We start from the raw sequence: 21814 nt of genomic DNA on the forward strand, positions 1-21814 counted from the left end.
ACGGCCCCGTCAGCCCCGGGCGTCGACCGTGACCGACTCCGAGGCCAGGCGTTCGGCGTCACGGGGGCTGACGCCCCGTCCGATGACGACGGAGCCGTCGGCCGACCACGCCGACAGGCACTGCCGGAGCACCTGCTCCGTCGTGCCTCGCAGCGCGACGCGCGGCGAGTCGCCCCAGGCGGGCTCCGCCACGACGAGGTCGCCGTATGCCGTGTCGCCGGCCTGCGTCGCCAGCGCGACGTCAGCACGCTCGGGGTCGGCCATCGGGGAGAAGAGGTCACCGTGGGTCGAGAGCTCGCGGGCCTCGTCGACGGCGCCCGGGGCGTCGCCGGCCCGGGGATGGGCCCGAGCCAGCGCGGCGAGCGTCACGAGCACCGTGTCGCCACCGTGCGCTGCCGCCCGCTCGGGTGAGTCCGTGACGAGCACGTCGGCGCCGGTGGCGGAGTCGCCGAGCACCACGGTGGCGCCGACCGACCAGGTGGCGAGCGCCCAGTAGACCGAGCGCCAGTGGGCCGGCAGGTCGATGCCCACCGTGGTGCCCGGCTCGGCGGCGGCGTCGTCCTGCAGGAGGTTGGCGGCCTTGGCCACCCAGTTGGCGAGCACCCGGGCGGACAGCTCGATCCGCTCACCCGCCGTCTCGCCGGGCTCGTCGTCGTACCACGTCAATCTCGGCCTCGCGGAGTCGGAGGCGAGCAGGCGCGCCAACAGCTGGGCCGGAAGGGGCGGTGTGCTCAGGGAGTCGGCCACGGCGGTCAGCTGCCGGCCGGCTCGGTCGGCACGGTACCGGCGGGCGGCTCGGTGAGCGGCTCGTCGTCCTTGAGGGCGGCGAAGAGGGCCTTGGCGCGCTCGGTGTCCCACTTCACCGCGAGCCCGGCGTTGGTGGGGTAGGAGAGGTCGCTCGTCGGCACGGAAAGCGACAGGCCCTCGTCGTTGCTCACGGCGCGCATCGCCTGCAGCACCCGCACGGCGTCGAAGAATCCCGTCTCGGTGCCCACGGCGAGACCTCCGGCCGACGCGTCGGCGAAGGCCTTGTAGCGCCACGGGATGAGCACGGTCGAGGGCGTGGCTGCCTGCTTCATGAGCGCGCCGAGGAACTGCCGCTGGCGCGCGGCACGGCCGATGTCACCGAGCGGGTCCTCGTAGCGCGAGCGCACGTAGCCGAGCGCGTCGCCGCCGTCGAGGGTCTGGCAGCCCTTCTTGAGGTCGATGCCGGCCTTGGGATCCTTCATGTCTCGCGGCACGCAGAGGTAGACCCCGCCCACGCTGTCGACGACCGACGCGAAGCCGCCGAGCCCGATCTCGACGTAGCCGTCGATGTGGATGCCCGTGACGTTCTCGACCGTCTCGGTGAGCAGCTTGGGCCCGCCGATCGAGTAGGCGGCGTTGATCTTGTTGCTGTTGCGGCCGGGGATCGGCACATACGAGTCACGCGGGAGCGACACCATGACCGGCTTGCCGCCGCTCTCGGACACGTGGACGAGCATGATCGTGTCGGTGCGATTGCCGGCCGCGTTGCCTGTCGCGTACTCCTTGCGCTGCTCCTTGGTGAGGCCCTCGCGGCTGTCGGAGCCCACGAGCAGGTAGTTGTAGCCCGACGTGTCGGCCGGGCGCTCGCCGGCGGGGATGTTGTCGACCCGGGCGACGGAGTTCCAGGCGCTGACCGGCACCCAGATCATGAAGGCGATCCAGGAGACGAGGAGCACGCCGACGATCAGCAGGGCGATCCGCCCCTTGCGCAGACGGTGTCCCGGCTCGGAGGAGGGCGGCACGGAGGTGGCCTGCCGAGCGCTCGATGCCGGCCGATCCCCACCCGACGCCGGACGACCGCCCGACGCGGGCTCGCGACCCGGGGCGGGCTGGCGGGTCTGTGCCGGACGCACCTCGCCGGACGACCTCTTCACCCGACGACGGGTGTCGACGGTGTAGGCGTCATCGCGTGAGCTCTCGGGTCGGCGGGGATCAGTCGGCATCGGTGGCCTCCGGCTGGATCGGATAATCGGAGGGAACCCCCGAGTCGGTGGGGGAACCCGGCAGGGCGGGCGCCCCAGTCTCGGACCTCGACCTGTGGACGGTGGCGGGCTCGCTCTCGTCGAGCGCGATCCGCCGGGCCAGGCGTGTGTAGCGCGTCTCCATCACGCGGAAGCGCTGGTAGGTCGTCACGACGAAGCCGAGGAAGGCGACGACGAGGCCGTAGAGGATGAGGTCGGCTCCACGACCGATGCCGAGCCACCGAGCGACGCGCGTCCACGTGCCGCTCGGGTCAATGATCGAGTAGACGGCCAGGGCGGCCAGGGCGAGCAGGGCGAGGCGGCGCACGGCCTGGGTGCGTTGCCCCGAACCCAGCAGGAGGCGCCACGCCACGGCGAGGGTGCCGACGATGAGCAGGACCTGGATGACGCTCTGTCGGCTCATCGCCAGATCAGCTCCGCGAGGATGTTGACGGCGTTCCAGAGCGACTGGCCCTTGGCTTTGGAGTAGTCGGTGTAGAGGATGTGCACGGGCTCCTCCGCGTAGGCGACCTTGGCGCCGTCGAAGCGCATCGAGCCGATCTGGGCGACGATCTCGGACGCGTGTGCCATCCGGTTCTGGGTGATGTCGAGCCGCTCGACGACGTCGCGGTGCAGCACCCGCAGGCCGTTGTGCGCGTCGGTGAGGCGCGTGCCGGTCGTGAGGTTGGTGTAGGCGACGGCGGCGCGCAGGACGAGCCGCTTCGAGGCCGATGCCTCGGTGCGCTCGTCGAGGAAGCGCGAGCCGAAGACGACCCGCACGTCGCCGCGCCGGATGCGCTCCACCATCACCTCGACGTCCGTGACCTGGTGCTGGCCGTCCGCGTCGTAGGTGACGACGTAGCGCATGGCCGCGTCGCTCAAGGCGTAGTCGAAGCCGGTCTGCAGCGCGGCGCCCTGCCCGAGGTTGACGGGATGGCGCACGACGGCAGCGCCCGCGAGCTCGGCGGCCTCGGCAGAGCCGTCGGTGGATCCGTCGTCGACGCAGACGATGTGGGGGAAGACGGCGCGAGCCTCGCGGACGACCTCGGCGATGACGGTGGCCTCGTTGTAGAGCGGCACCACCAGCCACACGTCGTCGTTCTGCATGCGGACAAGCGTAGAGCCGTCCGCGGCTGCCTCCGACCAGCGATGCCGTCGGTGCAGGTGACGCGCGCGTCGCCGATGTCCCGAGGCTCGAGGCCCGGGGCTCGTGGCCGTGCCCTCAGGGCGCGGCATCGGTGGCACGCGCGATCCGGGCGGGCAACTAGAGTCGGAGCACCATGACGGAGGCGAGGATCGAGCGGACGGGCCAGCCCGCGCCCGGCGGGGCAGGAGCAGCGGCGCTGCGCATCGCCGTCGTCGGCCCGACGCATCCGCACACCGGCGGGATCGCCGCCCACACGACGATGCTCGCCCACCACCTGCAGGACGCCGGCCACGACGTCGTCCTCGTCTCCTGGGCCCACCTCTACCCCTCCCGTCTGCACCGAGACGACGTCACCGTGCCGCGCGGGGGAGTCGACGTGCCCGAGGTGCCACCCTTCCCGCGCACGATCCGGGCGCTCAGCTGGGCCCGCCCGGACAGCTGGGTGAGGGTCGGTCGGCGCCTGCGCGGACTCGACGCGATCGTCGTCGTGCACGCCATCCCGCCGGCCGTGCCGGCCCACCTCGCGCTGCTGCGCGCCGCGGGAGCCCTGACCGGTGCCCTGGCCGGTGCCCAGGCCGGTGCCCAATCCGGGGCGGCCGACGCGGTGCCACGCGCGCAGTCGATCGTCATCTGCCACAACGTGCTCCCGCTCGAGCCGCACACCGGCGATGCCCGCCTCATGGGGCTGCTCTTCTCGCGGGTCGACTCGGTGCTCGTGCACAGCGCCGACCAGGCCCGTCTCGCGCACGACCTCGGCGCCCGCCGCGTCTCGGTCGCCGACCTGCCCCCGCACGTGCCGGGCGGCCACCCGATCTCACGCGGCCCCCGGCCGGGTCCCACGAGGCTGCTCGCCCTCGGGCTGATCCGCGAGCACAAGGGCATCGACGTGCTGCTCCGTGCCATGCGCACGGTGCCCGGGGTGACGCTGACGATCGCGGGGGAGATGAGCGGTCCGGCTCGCCGGGTCGTGGGCGGTCTTGCCTCCGACCCCCTCCTGGCAGGTCGGGTCGAGATCCGCGAGGGCTACGTCCCCGCCGACGCGCTCGCCGCCCTGCTGGCCGACCACGACGTGCTGGCCCTGCCCTACCGCTCCGCCACGGCGTCCCAGAACGTCGTCTTGGGCCACGCCCATGGTCTGCCGGTGCTCGCCTCCGACGTGGTGCCGTTCTCGCAGCAGGTGACCGACGGCGTCAACGGGCTGCTCGTGCCGCCCGACGACGAGCGGGCCCTGGCCGGAGCGCTGCGCCGCCTTGGTGACCCTGAGGTGCGCCGTCGCCTCGCCGACGGGGTGCAGACCCCCGACCTCTCCGGACCGTGGGCGCACTACCTCGGCACGATCGAGGCGTTGTCGCTCGACGAGTCGCTCCTCGGCCCGGGCCCCGAGCCGAGCGACGTGCTTGGCACTCCCACGTCCCAAGACGCGACGGACGACGGCGACGACGCCACCCTCGAGAGCCTCGACGACGCTGAGGGGTATGCCGTCTTGCCGGGTTCGTCTGCGCCGCAGGCCTCCTCGCAGCCCTCCTCACCGGCCGGATCGCGGTCGGAGGGACTGTCGCGCACCGAGGACGTCGCCGCTCGGGTGGGCGCGACCATCGGTCGCACCTGGGCCACGCTGGCAGGAGCGACCCGGCACCGGGTGCGCCAGAGCCTCGCCTCGCGGCGCGACGTCCTCGATCTGCGTCCGGAGGACGTGCCCGACTGGGTGCTCGCGACCGACGTGCTCGGCGACCCGGCCGAGGCCGACGACGCCCGACGCCTGGCCCGCGTCCTCGGTCTGCCCCGCTCGCTCGACGGCGTCTCGTCGTGGGCCGCGCTCGGGGCCCTCACCGCGATCCTGCGGGTGCGCGACGACGGGCGGCGCAGTGCCGTCATCGTCGACGAGACCGGCTCGCGCTCCCTGCTGTCGCGCTGGGCGAGGGCGGTCGGCTTCGCCCCGGTCGAGATCGAGTTCACCGGGGCGCACCCGAGCGTCGCCGCCCTCGACGTCGACACCGGTTCGCTCGACGTCATCGTGCGCATCCACCCACGCGGGTGCGACGCCAGCGACATCACCCAGGTGCTCGAGCAGGCGTCGTGGGCGCTGCGGTCCGGCGGTCTGCTCATCGTCACCGTCCCGATCGGCCCGCCCTCCGCCGAGGGCGCCGTCGGCCCCGCCGACGTGCGCGGCATCCTCGCGCGGGCCCACGACCTCGGCTTCGTGCTCGTCGGCGACCTCGACGGCGACGTGACGGCGCGCATGCGTGAGGCGGCCGGTCGAGCCCGAGCCGACGACGCGGCATACGGCCTCGTGCGACTGACGCTGAGGCGCCGCTGATGACCCGCGGGCGGGTGCTGACGATCCTGCGCGTGGCGATCGCCGTCATCGTGCTGGCGGCGGTCGTGTGGGCGGTGGCGAAGAACTGGGCCGAGGTGTCGGTGCACCTCAACAAGATCTCGTGGCCGGTCTTCGTGCTCTCGTCGCTCGCCGCAGCGGTCGGCACGTGGCTGACGATGCTGGGCTGGCGCGTCATCCTGCGCGACCTCGGCTCCGACCTTCACCTCGCGCCGTCGTCGGGCGTCTACTTCGTCGGGCAGCTCGGCAAGTACCTCCCTGGCTCCCTCTGGTCGGTGCTGGTCCAGGCCGACATCGCGAGCCATCTCAAGGTGCCGCGGCGGCGCACGGCCGTGACCGGCCTGCTCGCCCTCGGACTGTCTTTGCTGACAGGGCTGCTCGTCGGACTGCCCGCCGCCTCGTTCCTACTGCGGCGCGACGCCGACGCGTTCTCGTGGTGGGTGCTGCTCGCGATCCCGCTCGTCGTCGTGCTCTGCGTGCCGAGGCTGCTCAACGCCATCATCGCGCTCATGCTGCGCACGCTGCGCCGCGAGCCGCTCGAGCACGACCTGTCCGGTCGCGCCGTGCTGACGTCGGTCGGCATCTTCGTGCTCGTCTGGCTGGCGTTCGGTGTGCACACGCTGCTGCTCGCGCAGGCCGTCGCGGGAGATGCCCCCCACCCCGACCTGACGCGCGCGGCGATGACGGGCTATGCCCTCTCGGTGTCACTGGGCATGCTGACGATCATCCTGCCCGCCGGTCTGGGTGCCCGCGAGGGACTGCTGACGATCATCCTGTCGGTCGCCATCCCGGCACCCGCAGCGGCGGCGGTCGCCATCGTGTCGCGCTTCATCGTGACGATCATCGACGTGCTCGCTGCACTGGGTGGCTGGCTCTATGCGCGCAGCCACCACCTCGTCACCGAGCGCCGCGCTGAGGACGAGGCGAGCGAGACCACTGCCGCCTGACGCCAGATGACAGGCGTCAGACCGGCTCGAGCACGAAGACGGGGATGAGCCGCTCGGTCTTGGACTCGTAGGAGGCGTAGGGCGGGAAGGTCGCGACGCACCGCTCCCACCAGGCCGCGCGCTCCTCGCCCTCCAGCTCGCGGGCCCGCCGTCGGGTGACGACGGTGCCGTCCTGCAGGTCGAGCTCGGGGAGGCTGCGCAGGTTCCAGTACCACTGCGGGTGCTCGGGGGCGCCCCCGAGACTGGCCACGGCGGCATACAGCCCATCGTGCTCGACCCGCATGAGCGGCACCTTGCGGATGGCGCCCGTCTTGGCCCCGACCATCGTCAGCAGCACGACGGGCATGCCCATGATGTCGACCGAGTCCGTGGTGCCGGTGCGCTCGATCTCACTGACCTGGTCGCGAGCGCCCTTGCGGGGACTCGGCACATACTCTCCCTCGATCACCATGGCCCGAGTCTGCCTCAGGCAGCGCCCGGCTCGGGGGCCGAGCTCCACGGGAACTTCTTGACGAAGTCCTCGACCACGGTCGTGTTGAGCCCGCCGCAGAGCTGGCGGTGGCCCATCTGGTTGGAGACCTTGCCGCTGCTCTGGTCGACGTCGGCCGACCAGTGCGAGAGGGCGTACTTCTTGCCGGCCGGCAGCTCGCCGTAGGCGGGATCCCACGGGCTGATGAGGAACTTGTTGGCCGACTCCTTCATCGCGTTGACCTTGGCGGCGAGCGCCTCGAAGGCGGCGGCCTGCTCGGTCTCGACGGAGCGGTCGTACCAGAGGATGGTGTAGCCGTGCTCGAGGTTGTGCACGAGTGTCTCGATCTTGGGGGCGTCGGCGACGGTGTAGACCCGGCGCGCCTCGACGGCGGGCACGGCGAAGTGCTGACCGCTTGACGGGGGCACGGTGGCGTACTTCACGGTCGTGAGGTCGGGCTGGTTGGTGCCCGGTCCGACGTGCTCGCTCGACCCGCTGGCGGGGTCGTCGGTGATCGGGTCGCAGGAGGCCGCGGCCACGTCACCGCTGATCGCGCTGAGGGCCTCGGCCTTCTTGTTCTGCTCGCCGAGCACCGCCCACGCGACGGCAGCGCCGATGATGGCGACGACGGCCACGCAGGCGCCGATCACGACGAGGAGCCGACGGCGTTCGGCCTTCTTCTGGGCGGCCTGCATGGCTGCCACGCGCTCGCGTCTGTCTCGGCTCGTCTCGCGGGCCATCGTTCCTCGTTCCTCGTCCAGGGGTGTGTGAGCTGCACTGCCGGGTCAGGGCGGTGTCGTGCATCCAACGACCGACCCGCGGCGATCGTGCCGAGTCTAGGCGAGGATGTCAGGGTGGCCGAACCCGACGACACCTCCGAGACACGGTCGCCGACCGTGCTCAGCCGGGTCTGGCGCACCGACCGCGAGATCAACCTGCGGGCCCAGCTCGGCGTCTTCCGCCGAGGGTCGGGCGACCCCACGATGCGCTGGGGCGCCGACCGCTCCGTCGTCCGGGCCGCCCAGACACCGGAGGGCGTCGGCACGCTCCATCTCGTCTGCCGTGCGGCGGGCTCCGAGGTGCATGCGCACGCGTGGGGACCCGGGGCGGGGTGGCTGCTCGACGGTGTGCCCGCGCTGCTCGGTGACGACGACGACCCCTCGGGCTTCGAGCCCGTGCACGCTCCGGTGGCCGATGCCTGGCGCCGCTTCCCGTCCTGGCGGGTGCCGCGCTCGGGCCTGCTCTTCGACGCCCTGGCCCCCGCGGTCATCGAGCAGAAGGTGACGGGGCAGGAGGCCTTCAGCGGCTACCGGATGCTCGTGCGGCGCTTCGGCACCCCGGCGCCGGGGCCCGTCGAGGGGCTCCTCGCGCCACCCACGGCAGCCGGCTGGGCCGCGATCCCGTCGTGGGCGTGGCTGCAGGCGTCGGTCGACGGCGCCCGGTCGCGCACGGTCGTGCGGGCTGCGGGCTTCGCGGGCCGGCTCGAGGAGGGGGTCGGTCTCGGCACGCCCGAGGCGCACCGCCGGATGCGTGCCCTGCCCGGCATCGGGGTGTGGACCGCGGCGGAGGTCGCCCAGCGAGCGCTGGGCGACGCCGACGCGGTGTCCTTCGGCGACTACCACGTCGCCAAGGACATCGGGTGGGCGCTCACCGGCACCCCCGTCGACGACGACGGCCTCGCCGCGCTGCTCGAGCCGTATGCCGGTCACCGCTACCGCGTGCAGCACCTGCTGGGCCTCACCGGCCAGCACCGCCCGCGCCGCGGCCCGCGGATGTCTCCGCGCACGCACCTCCCGACCCGCCCCCGCTGACCGATCGAGAGAGCGATCCGCCCACCCGACCCTTGATCGAGAGCGCGATTCGTCCGCCCGCCCCTTGATCGAGAGAGCGATCAGCGCGGTGATCCCTTGATCGAGGGAGCATTCCGTCCGCCCCAGCCCACCCGCGCCGCGGGAGCCGGCCACACGGCATACGGGAGCACGATGGAGCGCGACGACCCGCCCCTCGGCGGGGGCGGGCCGTGGCGTCAGGAGGCTGCGCTCAGCTGCGGTAGGAGACCACGATGCTCGGGCGCGGGAAGCCGTCGGTGTGCGGCCAGGTGCTCGTCGGTGCCTCGAAGGTGGCCCCGTCGGTCTCACCGGGGTGCTGCACGGCGACGAAGACGGAGAGCTGGTCGTCGGTGATGAGCGGGCCGCACGTCTCGGCGCCGTAGGGCACCGTGAGGAACTGCTGCACGTTGCCCCGCTCGGGACCGGTGACGGGCACGCGGAAGAGCCCGTCGTTGGAGCCGAGGACGTTGCCGTCGGTAGAGATCCAGAGGTTGCCGACCTTGTCGAAGGCGACGTTGTCGGGGCAGCTGATCGGGCTGACCCGGCTCTTGTCGTAGCCGGCGAAGTAGGTCTCCGGCGCCTCGGGGTCACCGCAGACCAGGAAGAGGTCCCACGTGAACGTCGTTGCGGCGTGGTCGTTCCCGTGCTCGGTGAGCTCGAGGACGTAGCCGTTGCGGTTGCCCGACTGGGTCCGCAGGGGTGCACCGAGGGCGGGCCTCGTCATGCTGCTGGCGAGCGGGTTGGCCTCGTCGGTCGGGTAGGCGGTGCCGCGGCTGCTGTTGTTGGTGAGCGCGCAGTAGACCTTGCCGTTGACCGGGTTCGCCTCGACGTCCTCGGGGCGGTCCATCTTCGTCGGGCTCACGGTGTCGGCTGCGAGGCGGGTGTTGATGAGCACCTCGGCCACCGACATGCCGGGCACGTAGGACGTCGTGTCGGACGTGAGGGCGACCCACGTGCCGGCGCCGTCGAACTCGCCGTCGCCGGTGCCATCACCGCTGAAGCGGGCGACGTAGAGGGTGCCGCGGGTCAGCAGGCCCTTGTTGTGGGTGCGCGCCGCCCGCGATCCGCCCTTGCGGAAGGTGTCGGCCGAGACGAACTTGTAGAGGTAGTCGCCGCGCTCGTCGTCACCCATGTAGGCGACGGCGTGACCGCTCCGGCTCAGGCTGACGTTGGCGCCCTCGTGCTTGAAGCGGCCGAGCATTGTCTGCTTGACGGGGGCCGACTCCGGCTCGTAGGGGTCGATCTCGACGATCCAGCCGAAGCGGTAGGCCTCGTGGGGGTGCTTGGCGAGGTCGAAGCGCTCGTCCACGCTCGACCAGCCACGGTTGGTCGCGGTGGTGGTTGGGAGGCCGTAGCGCTTGAAGGACGTCGCGTTGGACGGCTCGACCGGGCCACTCGCGTCGAAGTAGCCGTTGAAGTTCTCCTCGCCGGAGAGCACCGTGCCCCACGGGGTCGTGCCGCCGGCGCAGTTGCCGAAGGTGCCGAGCACGGTCCGGCCGGAGGGGTCCGCGGCGGTGCGCAGCAGCTCGTGGCCCGCGGCGGGACCCTCGACGGTGAACGGGGTGCTGCCGGTGATGCGGCGGTTGTGCTCGGCCCGGCGGTGGTCGGCGCGCACCCAGGAGCCGGTGGCTCGCCCGCGCTCGATGGTCACGACGGCCATGCCGTGGGCAGCGATCGCGATCTTCTTGATCGTCGCGTCGTCGTAGGCCCCGGCGGGGAACATGAGGTTCTCGTCGGTGTACTCGTGGTTCGTGACGAGCAGGGCCTGGCGGCCGCGGAGGGGCAGCACGCCGACGTAGTCGTTGTTGTAGCCGAACTGCTTGGCCTGCGCCTCGGGCGTCTGGGCCTCGACGTCGAAGCGGGGGGCGCCTGCCTCGACGGGGTCGCCCCAGCGGATGACGACGTTGTGCGTGAAGCCCGGTGCGTTGGTCACGGCATCGGCCCGGTTGGGGGCAACCGGGGTGAACGCAGCTCGGCCGAGGTTGGGGGTGGTGCGGGCTTCCTTGGCAGACAGGGCGGTCGACGCCGCGGCTGCGGGGGAGGCCGTCCCGAGTCCGGCGAGCACGAGCGCCCCGGCGCCGACCGCTCCGCCCTTGAGCACCGACCGGCGCGCGAGGGCGCCCTCGACGAGGTCGCGCATCCGCGGGTTGTCGCTCTCGTTGGGCACGGGGGCGTCGCAGGCGTTGTTGCAGCGGTAGTGGCACGTCATCGAGCTGCGCGACCCGTGGCGCGGCGAGCTGATGAGGGGGAGAAGCGTGGGGGACATGCAGGTGCTCCTTCGGCAGTCAGGCTGGGTGGGTCCGCCGCGCGGCTGGGTCGGCGCGGCTCGGAGCCGTCTGTGACGCTAGGAGGGCAGGGGTGGGGTCTGGGTGCTGCTGCGGTGACCATCGAGTGAACACGGCGTGACGGTGTCGCGCGGAGCCGCCGACGGTGAGGGAGTGCCCGACCTGTCCGCTGCGTCACCATTTCGGTATGCCGGTGGAGGCGGCTCCTACGCTGGAAGTGAGGCCCCCCGATGGCGGCGGCCGACAGATCCGCGCCGGTGCTCCGACGCCGGGCCGGGGGCTCACGCGGGGAGGCGTGAGATGACGGGCAGCAGGCACCAGGGACGTCAGGACAGACCGGCAGCGTCGGGCGCGAGCGCAAGGTGCCCGTCTGGATGGCAGTGACGGGGAGCCTCGTCGCCATCGTCAGCGCGGTCGTCGGCATCTACTTCACGGTCTGGCCCCGCACTCAGGAGCGCTCCTTGGATGCCTGGGCGCGCGAGGCCACTGCGGTCTGCGAGCAGTATCGCGGTGAGCTCGTGGCGGGCTATCGCGATGCGACCGATCGCATCGAGGCGGCCTTCTCCGAGGGCGCCGGCGTCGCTCCGGCCGTGGCGGCGCTCGACGACGCCTCCAACGTCTACCGCGGGATGGTCGGACGCATCCGGGCGATCGCCCCGCCCACCGACTCCGCCGATCTCGCCAAGGTCGACGCGGCGCTCGCTGCCACAGAGCGCCTCGACGCAGCGTGGGCCACGGCGGCGACGCTGCTCGAGCAGGTCGACCCCGCAACGGCATCCATGCCACAGCTCCAGGGCATCGTCGACGCGGTCGATCTCGCCGCCACCGTGGCGGATGAGACGTCGGCCGCCTTCGTCTCGGTCGGCGCGAGGAGCTGCTCCATCAACTGACGCGCCGAGATGCCCTCCCCGCGGGGGTGCGCAGGCCTCGCCCACTCTGCTGAATCCGCTCCGGCCGCTGCGCGCCGGTGGGACAGTGGGTCGATGCGGGTGCTCTGCGCGACGACGGCCGGCACGGGCCACTTCGGACCGATGATCCCCCTGGCGCAGGCGTGCGCGGCCGCCGGTCACGAGGTGCGCGTCGCCGCCCCCGAGTCCTTTGCCGGGCACGTGGAGCGTGCTGGTCTGACGCACGCCCCCTTCGACGACGTGCCACCGGAGGTGATCGGTCCGGTCTTCGGGAGGCTGCCGTCCCTGTCGACGGAAGAGGCCAACCGCACCGTGATCAGCGACGTCTTCGGCCGTCTCGACGCCCGGGCGGCGTTCCCGCGGGTGAACGAGCTGGTCGAGGCATGGCGGCCCGACGTCGTGCTGCGCGACCCGTGCGAGTTCGGCTCCCTCGCGGCCGCGGAGCGCGCGGGCGTGCCGCACGCCGAGGTGGCGATCGGCATCGGCAACCTGCAGCCCTGGGCGACCTCCGCACTCGTCGAGCCGTTGGGTGAGCTCGACGAGATCGTCGGGCTCGCGCCGGGCACGTGCACGGGCGCGATGGCGACGGCGCCGGTGCTGACGTCCGTGCCAGCCAGCCTCGATGGACGTGGAGAGGCGCCGCCCGGCGACGTTGCCGCACAGCGACCCTCGGCAGTCTTCCGTTATCGGTATGCGCAGGGCCGGGGGCGCTCGGGCTCGCTGCCTGGGGCGTGGGGCGCGGCCGACGAGCCGCTCGTCTACGTGACGTTCGGCTCGGTCACCGGCGGCTTCGACGTGCTGAGCGTCGTCTTCGAGCGCTCGCTGCGGTCGCTGGCCGACCTGCCGGTGCGGGTGCTGCTCACGACCGGGCACGCGGGCGACCCCGAGTCGCTGCGCCCCTGGCCCGACAACGCCCATGTCGAGCAGTGGTGGCCGCAGGACGACGTCATGCCCCTCGCGTCGGCCATGGTGGGGCACGGCGGCTTCGGCACGACGATGGCGGCGCTCGCTGCCGGGGTGCCCCAGGTCGTCGTGCCGCTCTTCGCCTCCGACCAGGAGACCAACGCGACGCGCGTCGCGCAGGTCGGCGCCAGCATACGGCTGGATGGTCGGCAGGACGCGACGGAGGGTCTGGCCGATGCCGTGAGCCGGGTGCTGACCGATGCTGGCATGCGGACCGCCGCCACAGCGATGGCCGACGAGATCGCCTCTCTGCCAGAGGTTTCCGAGATCGTGGAAACCATCGAAGGACTCGCCACGAGCCGCTAGCCTCGTCACCATGGCGCTCCTGCGGTTCGACACCCCGGGTCGGGTGCGCGACGTCCCGACCGGCTCCCGCTTCTATGACGAGTGGCACCGCACCGTCGAGCGCATCATCGCCACGAGCACCGCGGTGAGCGGGCCGGGCCGCTATGTCGACCCGAGCAGGCGCGACGTCGACGTGATCGGGAAGCGGCTCTACACGTGGACCGGCTTCCCACGGCCCCTGCTCGTCGAGCACCGCGACGACCGGCGAGCTGCGTGGGTGGCCGGGGAGAGCCGCGACGTGCAGATCGAGTACCTCGAGTGGCACGTCGAGCGGGCGGGCGACACGATCACCCGGGTCACCTTCACCACCGAGACGCCGGAGTACTGGAAGGCACTCGCAGCCACCGACCGTCGACGGGTGCTGGCGCTCTACCGCGAGCTCGTGAGCCCCGACGTGACGGAGCGCGACCTCTTCCCGGGCGGCACGGCATACGACCCCCGCAACCGGTGGAACACGACCGACGGCATCGTCCACTTCGTCATGCGCATCAACTCGCTGCGTGACCTGCTCGGGGTGTCGCAGGAGGTGGAGCCGACGCGCCGCGCGCTCGACGGCTACGACGCGCTGCCCTACAGACGACAGACGGGGGCCGACGCCCGGCTCAACCTCGACATCTGGGCGCTGAGCCGCAGGGGGTATGCCGTGTCGACCGACGAGACGCCGGGCCTGTTCATCGCGGGCTGGGACGACACCGGGTGGGAGAGGCCTGACGGCACGCCGGTGGGCAGCTACTGGACGGTCGTGCGCGGGGAGCCGGGTGCAGCCCTGCGGGTGGTCTACGAGGTGCCGCCCTCGGAGGGTTTCGCGGTCGGTGACATCTGCATCGGGGGTCGCCCGATCGAGTTCGGTGGCCAGATCGCCGAGCACGTCACCGTGAGCGCGCACGGGCTCGTCGGACGGAGCAGACGGTGAGGCGGGCGACGGCTGAGGTCCTGGCCGGGCTCGGCGCTGCCGGCGCTGACCTGCTGGCGGGCGTGGAGGTGCCGGCGGGCGTGGAGGTGCCGGTAGCGCCGGACGCTTCCGCGGCGCCGGTGCCGAGGGGGCAGGAGCATGGGCGCGGCGCGCCGCAGACGACGCCGCTCGGCGAGCCGGTCTATGGACGGGCGGCGGGCAACGAGATCCAGGGCGCGGTCGTGCCGGGCTTCAACAAGGACCACCAGCAGCTGCTCTTCCTGCGGCTGGGCGACGTCGACCGCGCCCGCGCCTGGCTGCGCTGGCTGGCACCGCGCCTGTCGACGATGAACGAGGTGCTCGACTTCCGCCGGGCGTTCCGCGCGGCGCGCCTGCGGCAGGGCGTGCACGACCCGGGGCTGTCGGCGACGGGGTCGCGGGTGCCCGAGCTGACGGCGACGTGGCTCTCGGTTGCGTTCTCTCACAGAGCGATTGCGCTGCTGGTGGGGTCGGACGACGCGTCGCGCCTCGGTGACGAGAGCTTCCGTCAGGGTCTGGCCGCCCGCTCGACGTATCTCGGTGACCCCACCGACCCGACGCACCCGGGGCACCGCGACCACTGGGTCGTCGGGGGCCCGCAGAACGAGGCCGACGTGTTCGTCACCGTCGCGGCCGACGACCTCGACGACCTCGACGCGGCCGTGACAGCCGTCGTCACGGCGGCGGAGCAGCACGGTCTGTCGGTCCTGCTGAGCCAGCGGGGCGACAACCTTCCGGGCGCCCTTGCGGGCCGAGAGCACTTCGGCTTCAAGGACGGCATCTCACAGCCCGGCATCCGCGGCGCCCGCTCGACCGTGCCCGGCGACGAGATCACCCCGCGCTACCTCGCCGACGACGACCCCCACGCTGCGCTCTTCGCCAAGCCGGGCCAGCCGCTCGTGTGGCCGGGGCAGTTCCTCCTCGGCGAGCCGCGGCAGGATCCGCAGGACCCCCGGGTCGCGGCACCCGGCGCCACGACGCACCCGGAGTGGGCGCGGCTCGGGTCCTACGTCGTCGTGCGCCGCCTCGCCCAGGACGTCGTCGGCTTCTGGGACTGGATGGGGTCGGCGGCGGAGGCGCTCGGTGTCGAGCCCGTCGCGTTCGCGTCGGCGCTCGTCGGCCGCTGGCCCACGGGGGCGCCCGTCATGAGGTCACCCCGTGCCGACGACCCGGTGCTCGCGGGCGACGACTTCGCGAGCAACCACTTCCTCTACCAGGACGACACCCGACCGTCGTCGCTCGTGCCGATCGAGGGGTATGCCGGCGACACCCACCGCGCAGCCGCGGCCGACGTGCTCGCCCGGGTCTGCCCGCACGCCGCGCACATCCGCAAGGTCAACCCCCGCGACAGCGCGACGGACTTCGGCGCACCGGCCGACACGTTGACGCGCCTCATGCTCCGGCGCGGCATCCCCTACGGCCCCGCGCTCGTCGGGGTGACGGATCCACCGCCCGAGCTCGTCGAGGCGGAGCGGGGGCTGCTCTTCGTGGCGTGCATGGGCTCGATCGAGGACCAGTTCGAGTTCGTCTCACGGCGCTGGGCCAACTCGACCGACCAGCCCAACGCCGGCGGGGTCGACCCCGTGATCGGTCAGGTCGACCGGGCGGGCAGCCGGGTGCGCGAGGTGCTGTGGCCCGGTGCCGACGGGGACGTGCCGCTCCGGCTCGACACCGACTTCGTGACGCCGACCGGTGGCGGCTACTTCTTCGCGCCGCCCATCTCCGCCGTCGACGGCATCCTCGCTTCCGGCTGACGCCCCCCACCACGTCGAGTGCCCACTTCTCGACGGGCTGAGACCGCCCGGGGGAAACTGGGCACTCGACCGGTCCTGCGTCGAGTGCCCACTGCTCGACGGGAGGAGACGGGGCACTGGACCGGTCGTGCGTCGAGTGCCCACTTCTCGACGGGAGGAAACGGGGCACTGGACCGGTCCTGCGTCGAGTGCCCACTTCTCGACGTGGGTGTCAGGGGACGTGGCGCTCGGCGTCGATCTGGTGGCGCAGAGCGACGAGCCCGAGGGCGTGGTCGCGCAGGGCGATGTCCTCCTCGGACACCGGCTCCCAGGTCGGGGTCGGCACGGCGTTGCCGTCGTCGTCGAGCGGCACGAAGACGATGAGCGAGTGCGTCGTCAGGTCGAGCTCGCCGGTGGCCGGGTCGCCGGAGCGCACGTGCACGCTGATGTGCATGCTGGACGTGCCGGTGAGCAGCAGGCGGGCCTCGACCTCGACCAGGTGCCCGATGCGCAGCGGACGGTAGAAGCGCACCCCGCCGGAGTAGACGGCGACGTTGGCGGCGCTGCCCGTCCAGCCGGTCGCGAGCACATGGGCCGCCTCGTCGATCCACCGCATGACTATGCCACCGTGCACCTTGCCGCCCCAGTTGACGTCGGTGGGGGCCGCGAGGAAGCGCAGCACGGTCCGCGGCGCCGTGCCGGCGTCGCTGTAGGTCTGGGCCGCCATCGCGGTGGCGATCTCGGAGCGCAGGTCGATCCGGCGCAGGGCGCTCTCCTGCCAGGCGCGGTCCTGATCGGTCTGAGGCTCGAAGACCGGCACGGGGGTCGGACGACCGTCGGCACCGACGGCGACGAAGACCATGAGGCACTCGGTGGTCGGCAGCAGGTCGGGGTGACGCGGGTTGCCGGCCGAGACGGTCACGAGGATGTGCATGCTCGAGGTGCCGGTGTGGATGATCTGGGCGCGAGCCTCGACGAGGTCGCCCACCTCGACGGGGCGGGTGAAGCGCACGTTGCCGACGTAGGCCGTGACGCAGTAGGTGCCGCTCCAGCCCGCGGCTGCCGCATAGCCAGCCTTGTCGATCCATTCGAGCACGCGGCCGCCGCCGACGGTGCCGGAGTAGCCCGCGTCGGTGGGACCGGCCAGGAAGCGCAGGGTGATCTCTCGGGCACCACGCGGCATACGGGCTCCTCGGTCGGGGCGGCAGGGGTGGAGCGAGCGTCGCAGCCTACTGACGGGTCGCCAAGCCACCACGACGAAGTGGAGCGCAGGTCACAGTCGAGCCTGCACGCCCCATGGCCGGGTGGTCATGCCGAACGCAGGTCTGGCCCGGGGTGCGGCCCGACGGCACCAGCATCAGGCGCGCTCGAGGACTGGGCCCGTGCCACCTGGATCGGGAGGCAGCGGGAGTGGAGGACGAGGCTGCCGCGGCCGGGGGCCGCGCGGCCCACCCGCTCCGGGCGGGCATGCAGACAGTCCCCGTCGGTGGGTCCTGCGGGGCAGAGCACCAGGCCGTCGCCGTGGCGAGCCAGCGCGGGGACCAGGCCGCGGAAGGCAGCGTTGGCCCGTGCCGTGTCGGAGACGGCCCAGACGAGGCCACCGGAGTCATCGACGAGGTCTGAGCACTCGACGAGAGCCCGCTCGAGGTCGCTGCCCTCGAGCGACTCTGCATCGTCGACGAGCGCGGCGAGATCGGGGTGGGCTCGTCGAAGGTCGACGAACCGGCGGTCGTCCTCGCGGGCGAGCAGGTGCACCCCCCGCTCGGCGGAGAGGGCGTGCAGCGGGGAGCGGCGGTTCGCGACGATGGCGACCTGGCGGTGGCTCTCGATGAGCTGCCGGGCCAGCACCTCCAGGACGTTGGAGCGGCCCGACCTCGGCGGCCCGACGACGAGGAGGCGAGAGGCCTCCATCGCGAGGTCGATGCAGATCGGCGTTGCGGCGTCACCGCCCACGCCCAGGCACACCGTCGGCCGACCGTTTCGGGTGGCGAGGGTCGCTCCTGGCCGGCGCGCGCCCGCGATGAGGGTCCCCAGGTCGAGCTCGGACGGCAGGGGGACGATGCGCCACGGTCGTTGTTCTGCTGGAACGGTCGACAACGAGCCCCTGGCGGTTGCTGCGCGCTGCACCGCTGCGATCTGCTCGGCGTGGGTCGGTCCTGAGCCCATCGTGGCAATGTGCAGCTCCGTGCCGTCGGTGAGATCGACGGCGCGGCCGGGACCCCGCCGGAGTCGAGCCGCGGCCGGCTCGAGACCGACCAGGGTGAGGTCCAGGGGGTCGGGCATCGGCAGCACGAGGCGACGGTCGAGGAGGCTGGACAGCCGGCCCGATCCGACCGTGCGACCGCCGGTGACGACGGCTCGGAGCCCGCGGGTCGCCCCATCGCGGATGAGGCGCAGGAGGGAGTCAGTGCCCGGTCCGACCGCCTCGCTCAGCGCGTCGTCCACCGCCTCCCAACCGTCGACCACGAGGACGGTGAGGTCGGGGGAGGCTCCTTCGGGTGGAGCGCCGAGGACCTGCTCGGCCAGTCGTTCGACGACTCGACGCAGAAGGGTCGGGTCGCCGGGGTCGACGATTGTGCCGACGTGGGGGAGCGCCGAAAGGTCGGTGAGCAGCCCCGGGGTGCTTGCGAGCACGTGGACGTGGAGCTCGCTCAGTGCATGACGCTGAGTGATGCCGGTGACCAGGGTGCGAACGAACGTGGTTCTGCCAGAACGGGATCCACCGATGACGCCCAGGTGGCCGTCGCATGCCGGATCCCACCGTGCGACCTCCTGTCGCTGCTCGCCCGGGAGGTCGACGAGGCCGAACGGCACACCACCGGGTGACGAGGCGTCAAGGCGGTGCCGCGGAACGGCGGTGCCGGCGGATCTGGGTGGTGCAGCCGTGGGGTCGAGGGTGGCGAGCTCGTCGACGCCGATCCAGTCCGGCAGTGGTGGCAGCCAGGGCGAGGTCGGTGTCACGATCCGCCCTGCGGTCGCGGCTCGACGGGCTGCGTCGACGAAGGCTGCGAGCTCTGTCGCGACGACCGGTGCCGCCTGGGGAGGGTTCTCGTCCCGCTCGGCGCGCGGGCGCTTCGCAGCGGGAAGGGAGCCATCTCCGGCGAGCACCATCACGCTGACTCCCTCCGCGGCTGCGGGTGTGTCGGCGGGACCGCCGACATGGGCGGTCTGGAGGACGACGAGCTGGCCGTCGCCGGCACGCAGGTAGGCGCGTCCCGGCGAAGCCTCGCTCAGGCCCGCAGCCCCGGAGTCGTCGATGACGTCGTCGCTGTCGGCGCGGTCGCGAACTCGAAGGCAGATGCGGAGCGACACGTTGGCCCTCATGTCACCGGTGATGATGCCCGACGGCCGCTGGGTGGCGAGCACGAGGTGGACACCGAGGGAGCGGCCCGTGGCAGCGATGCGCACGAGGCCACTGACGAAGTCAGGCAGCTCGTCGGCCAGCAGCTTGAACTCGTCGACGACGATCACGAGTCGAGCAAGCCGTGGCCACGCGGAGTGCGAGCTGCCGCGCAGGAGGCGATAGGTGTCGAGATCCTTCGCACCGGCCTCGGCAAGGATGCGCTCGCGCCGGCGCAGCTCGGCGGTGAGCGAGGCCAGGGCGCGAGAGGTGAGGTGCTCGTCGAGGTCGGTGACGAGACCGAGAGTGTGAGGGAGGCGGGCGCACTCGCTGAAGGCCGCGCCGCCCTTGTAGTCCACCAGGACGAAGCCCAGGTCATCCGGTCGGTGAGTCGCCGCGAGGCCGGCGACGAGAGCCTGGAGCAGCTCGGACTTGCCCGAGCCGGTGGTGCCGCCCACGAGCGCGTGCGGCCCATCGCGGGCGAGGTCGACCTCGTGCGGCCCCGAGGCGGTGAGCCCCAGCAGGGCACGCGGTGCGCCGGCCGGCCGTGCCCACGCGTCCGCGAGGGCATCTGCGTCGAGCGGGTCGAGGCCCCGGGACCGGTGCAGCTCGCGGAACCCGACGCGGGGCGCTAGCGCACCCTCGTCGGTGTCCGGCGTCGCATCGCACAGCGGCGCGAGTCCGCGCGCAAGCTGCTGGATCCAGCTCGGGTCAGGCAGGTCAGGGGCGACGTCCTCGACCACCCGATCGGGCAGGGTGAGGCAGGCGCCGACGCCCCGGTCCGCCAGCTCGACCACGGCGACGGTCTCGAGCGGAAGCGAGGAGCGGTCGTGCTCGAGGCAGAGAAACGCCAACCCCTGAGCGGGACCGAGTCTCAGCAGATCGGCGACGCCCGTGACTGCGCGCAGCTCGCGAGCACCGTCGAGCACCACGAGCACGTCGGTGACCGGCCCCGCCTGACGATGCTCGCGCGTGTCGAGCTGCGAGCCAGCGCCGGCCGCCCGCTCGTCGACGAGCGCGCGCAACGACGAGACGACCAGAGCGAGGCCATGGGGGTCGAGGGTGCGTGCCTCGCAGGTGATCTCACCCGTCTGCGTCGTGAGCAGGTGGGGGAGCAGACGCGTCGAGTCCCAGTCGCGGGTCGGCACGTCGGATCCGGTGAGGAGCACGATGCGTGCACGCCGGGGCGAGTGCCACGCTGCAACCTGCGCCGTCAGGCTCCTGGCGACGGCGAGCGAGGCTGGTCGTGGGCCGGCGATGCCGAGCACCGAGGTGTGACGCAGGTCGACGAGCGCGGGCACCTCTGCCACGACGGGGTGCTCGCCCGTCGAGGCGCCCGTGCGCACGATCCGAGCGGGCTGCGTGGCCGTGCCGAGTCGCAGCACGAACCAGTCGCCGTCGCTGGGCTGGCGCTCCCAGAGGCGTGGGCCGCGTCGGTCGACCAGCTCGAGGAGGAGGCAGAGGTCGGGGTGCTCGGCCCTGCGCTGACGCGTCTCCGTCCTGAGGGCTTCGCTCAGCTGGCTCGCGCCGGCCTCGAGGCTGTCGGCGTGCTGTCTCAGCATCCGCCGGTAGGACAACCGTCCGTGGCGCCGGTCGCTCCACCACTGACCGATGAGGATCACCGGCGACATCAACGCGAAGAGCAGCATGATGGGTGAGCGCATCGCCAAGGCCAGGGCGCCGGACAGCACCAGAGGTGCGAGGGACGCAAGCAACGGCAGGCGGTGCCCGTCCGGACGTTTCGGCTCCTCGGGGGTGTGGATCTCGACGGAGCCGCCAGCAGGTGCGAATCGGGGCCGCACATGCACGAGCACCCGTCCGTCGCGCGTGCCGTGGCCCACCCCCGTCATCGACCGCTGGCGCAGCACCAGGGTGGTCGACCCCACCCGCAGGTAATCGCCTGGTCCGAGTGTCGCCCCACCGGGAGGAAGTGGCTCCCCCTCGAGGCGCGAAGGATTTGCGGGGTGGAGGTCGCGCACGCTGATGTCGCCGTCACGCACCGTGACGAGGCAGTGCGCCCGTGAGACGTCCGAGTCGTCGAGCCGCACCGAGCACGAGATCGAGCGGCCGACGACGTGATCGCCGCGACCGAGCGAGACCGTGCGACCTGCTCCGGGGCCGCCCACGACGAGGAGGTCTGCGAGCCCGACCGAGCCGGACGGCATACGGGAGCGGTGTCGTGGTGCTGCGACGACGGCGGCACCTCGGAGCAGAGGCGGTGCACCGAGCGGGACGTCGTCGGCGAGGGCACGCCCGCCGACCTCGAACACGACGTCATCGGACGTCAGGATGTCGTCGGCGTGCTTGATCTGCTGGAGGAGCGCGGGCCGGAGGTCGGCGAAGGTGGAGCCGGGCGGCGCGTCGACGAGCAGCTCGATGGGCCCTGGGGCCGAGTCGGGTCGGTTGTCGATGAGGCTGAGGCGCAGGTGCACGTCGTGGTCTCCCTTCGATGTCCGATGTCCGATGACAGCAGAACCCGGGGCGGACGTGGTTCGTCATCCACAGGCGGTCCCCGGAGGCGTGCACAAGGCCGGGGATCTGCGTGGTTATCCACAGATTCAGTCCGGAACGTGGGCATTGGTCCGTTCTGCTCT

The 21814-nt window shown here is 72.4% G+C and carries 16 protein-coding genes; 7 read left to right on the plus strand and 9 right to left on the minus strand.

What is annotated here, in order from left to right; all coding sequences use genetic code 11:
• Positions 1-9: 9 nt before the first annotated feature.
• The 4 genes from LG278_RS07690 to LG278_RS07705 all read right to left on the minus strand — a co-directional run bounded on the left by LG278_RS07690 (position 10) and on the right by LG278_RS07705 (position 3095).
• Positions 10-747 (minus strand): TIGR03089 family protein, encoded by a 738-nt coding sequence (locus LG278_RS07690; protein ID WP_404392535.1) that lies wholly within the window; start codon positions 745-747, stop codon positions 10-12.
• Between the two features lie 5 nt (positions 748-752).
• Positions 753-1769 (minus strand): LCP family protein, encoded by a 1017-nt coding sequence (locus tag LG278_RS07695; RefSeq protein ID WP_404392537.1) that lies wholly within the window; start codon positions 1767-1769, stop codon positions 753-755.
• A 190-nt stretch (positions 1770-1959) separates the two neighbouring features.
• Complete coding sequence (locus tag LG278_RS07700; RefSeq protein ID WP_404392539.1) at positions 1960-2412, minus strand: DUF2304 domain-containing protein; 453 nt, start codon at positions 2410-2412, stop codon at positions 1960-1962.
• On the minus strand, positions 2409-3095 hold the full coding sequence (locus LG278_RS07705) for a glycosyltransferase family 2 protein (RefSeq protein WP_404392541.1): 687 nt from the start codon (positions 3093-3095) through the stop codon (positions 2409-2411). Before LG278_RS07705 ends, LG278_RS07700 begins: the two co-directional genes overlap by 4 nt.
• A 173-nt stretch (positions 3096-3268) precedes the next feature.
• Here LG278_RS07705 and LG278_RS07710 point away from each other — a divergent pair, with 173 nt between their 5' ends.
• Complete coding sequence (locus LG278_RS07710) at positions 3269-5452, plus strand: glycosyltransferase (protein ID WP_404392543.1); 2184 nt, start codon at positions 3269-3271, stop codon at positions 5450-5452.
• The gene (locus LG278_RS07715) at positions 5452-6417 is read left to right on the plus strand and encodes a lysylphosphatidylglycerol synthase domain-containing protein (protein ID WP_404392545.1); all 966 of its coding nucleotides are present in this window, start codon (positions 5452-5454) and stop codon (positions 6415-6417) included. The genes LG278_RS07710 and LG278_RS07715 overlap by 1 nt, the downstream gene beginning before the upstream one ends.
• 16 nt (positions 6418-6433) lie before the next feature.
• Here the strand turns inward: LG278_RS07715 and LG278_RS07720 are convergent, their stop codons facing one another.
• Positions 6434-6868, minus strand: coding sequence for a nitroreductase family deazaflavin-dependent oxidoreductase (locus LG278_RS07720; RefSeq protein WP_404392547.1), 435 nt, complete (start codon positions 6866-6868; stop codon positions 6434-6436).
• Positions 6869-6882: 14 nt separating this feature from the next.
• On the minus strand, positions 6883-7581 hold the full coding sequence (locus tag LG278_RS07725; RefSeq protein ID WP_404393573.1) for a DUF3105 domain-containing protein: 699 nt from the start codon (positions 7579-7581) through the stop codon (positions 6883-6885).
• 159 nt (positions 7582-7740) lie between these two features.
• Here LG278_RS07725 and LG278_RS07730 point away from each other — a divergent pair, with 159 nt between their 5' ends.
• Positions 7741-8697 (plus strand): DNA-3-methyladenine glycosylase family protein, encoded by a 957-nt coding sequence (locus LG278_RS07730; RefSeq protein ID WP_404392549.1) that lies wholly within the window; start codon positions 7741-7743, stop codon positions 8695-8697.
• Positions 8698-8926: 229 nt separating this feature from the next.
• Here LG278_RS07730 and LG278_RS07735 read toward each other — a convergent pair whose 3' ends face one another.
• Entirely contained in the window at positions 8927-10981 is a 2055-nt protein-coding gene (locus LG278_RS07735; RefSeq protein ID WP_404392551.1) for a PhoX family protein, read from the minus strand.
• A 393-nt stretch (positions 10982-11374) separates the two neighbouring features.
• On the opposite strand from LG278_RS07735, the gene LG278_RS07740 reads away from it, so the two are divergent.
• From LG278_RS07740 to LG278_RS07755, 4 genes are all read left to right on the plus strand, one after another.
• Complete coding sequence (locus tag LG278_RS07740; protein ID WP_404392553.1) at positions 11375-11890, plus strand: hypothetical protein; 516 nt, start codon at positions 11375-11377, stop codon at positions 11888-11890.
• A 93-nt stretch (positions 11891-11983) separates the two neighbouring features.
• The gene (locus LG278_RS07745) at positions 11984-13177 is read left to right on the plus strand and encodes a glycosyltransferase (protein WP_404392555.1); all 1194 of its coding nucleotides are present in this window, start codon (positions 11984-11986) and stop codon (positions 13175-13177) included.
• A 10-nt stretch (positions 13178-13187) separates the two neighbouring features.
• On the plus strand, positions 13188-14129 hold the full coding sequence (locus LG278_RS07750; RefSeq protein ID WP_404392557.1) for a hypothetical protein: 942 nt from the start codon (positions 13188-13190) through the stop codon (positions 14127-14129).
• Positions 14126-15901 carry a Dyp-type peroxidase gene (locus LG278_RS07755; RefSeq protein ID WP_404392559.1) on the plus strand — a complete coding sequence of 592 codons (1776 nt, stop codon included), beginning with the start codon at positions 14126-14128 and terminating at the stop codon, positions 15899-15901. Before LG278_RS07750 ends, LG278_RS07755 begins: the two co-directional genes overlap by 4 nt.
• Before the next feature lie 211 nt (positions 15902-16112).
• Here the strand turns inward: LG278_RS07755 and LG278_RS07760 are convergent, their stop codons facing one another.
• Positions 16113-17063 (minus strand): acyl-CoA thioesterase, encoded by a 951-nt coding sequence (locus LG278_RS07760; RefSeq protein ID WP_404392561.1) that lies wholly within the window; start codon positions 17061-17063, stop codon positions 16113-16115.
• A gap of 125 nt (positions 17064-17188) precedes the next feature.
• Complete coding sequence (locus LG278_RS07765; RefSeq protein ID WP_404392563.1) at positions 17189-21652, minus strand: FtsK/SpoIIIE domain-containing protein; 4464 nt, start codon at positions 21650-21652, stop codon at positions 17189-17191.
• Positions 21653-21814 lie beyond the last annotated feature (162 nt).

Origin of the sequence: Humibacillus xanthopallidus, assembly GCF_044793955.1 — a bacterium.
Classification (GTDB): domain Bacteria; phylum Actinomycetota; class Actinomycetes; order Actinomycetales; family Dermatophilaceae; genus Humibacillus; species Humibacillus xanthopallidus_C.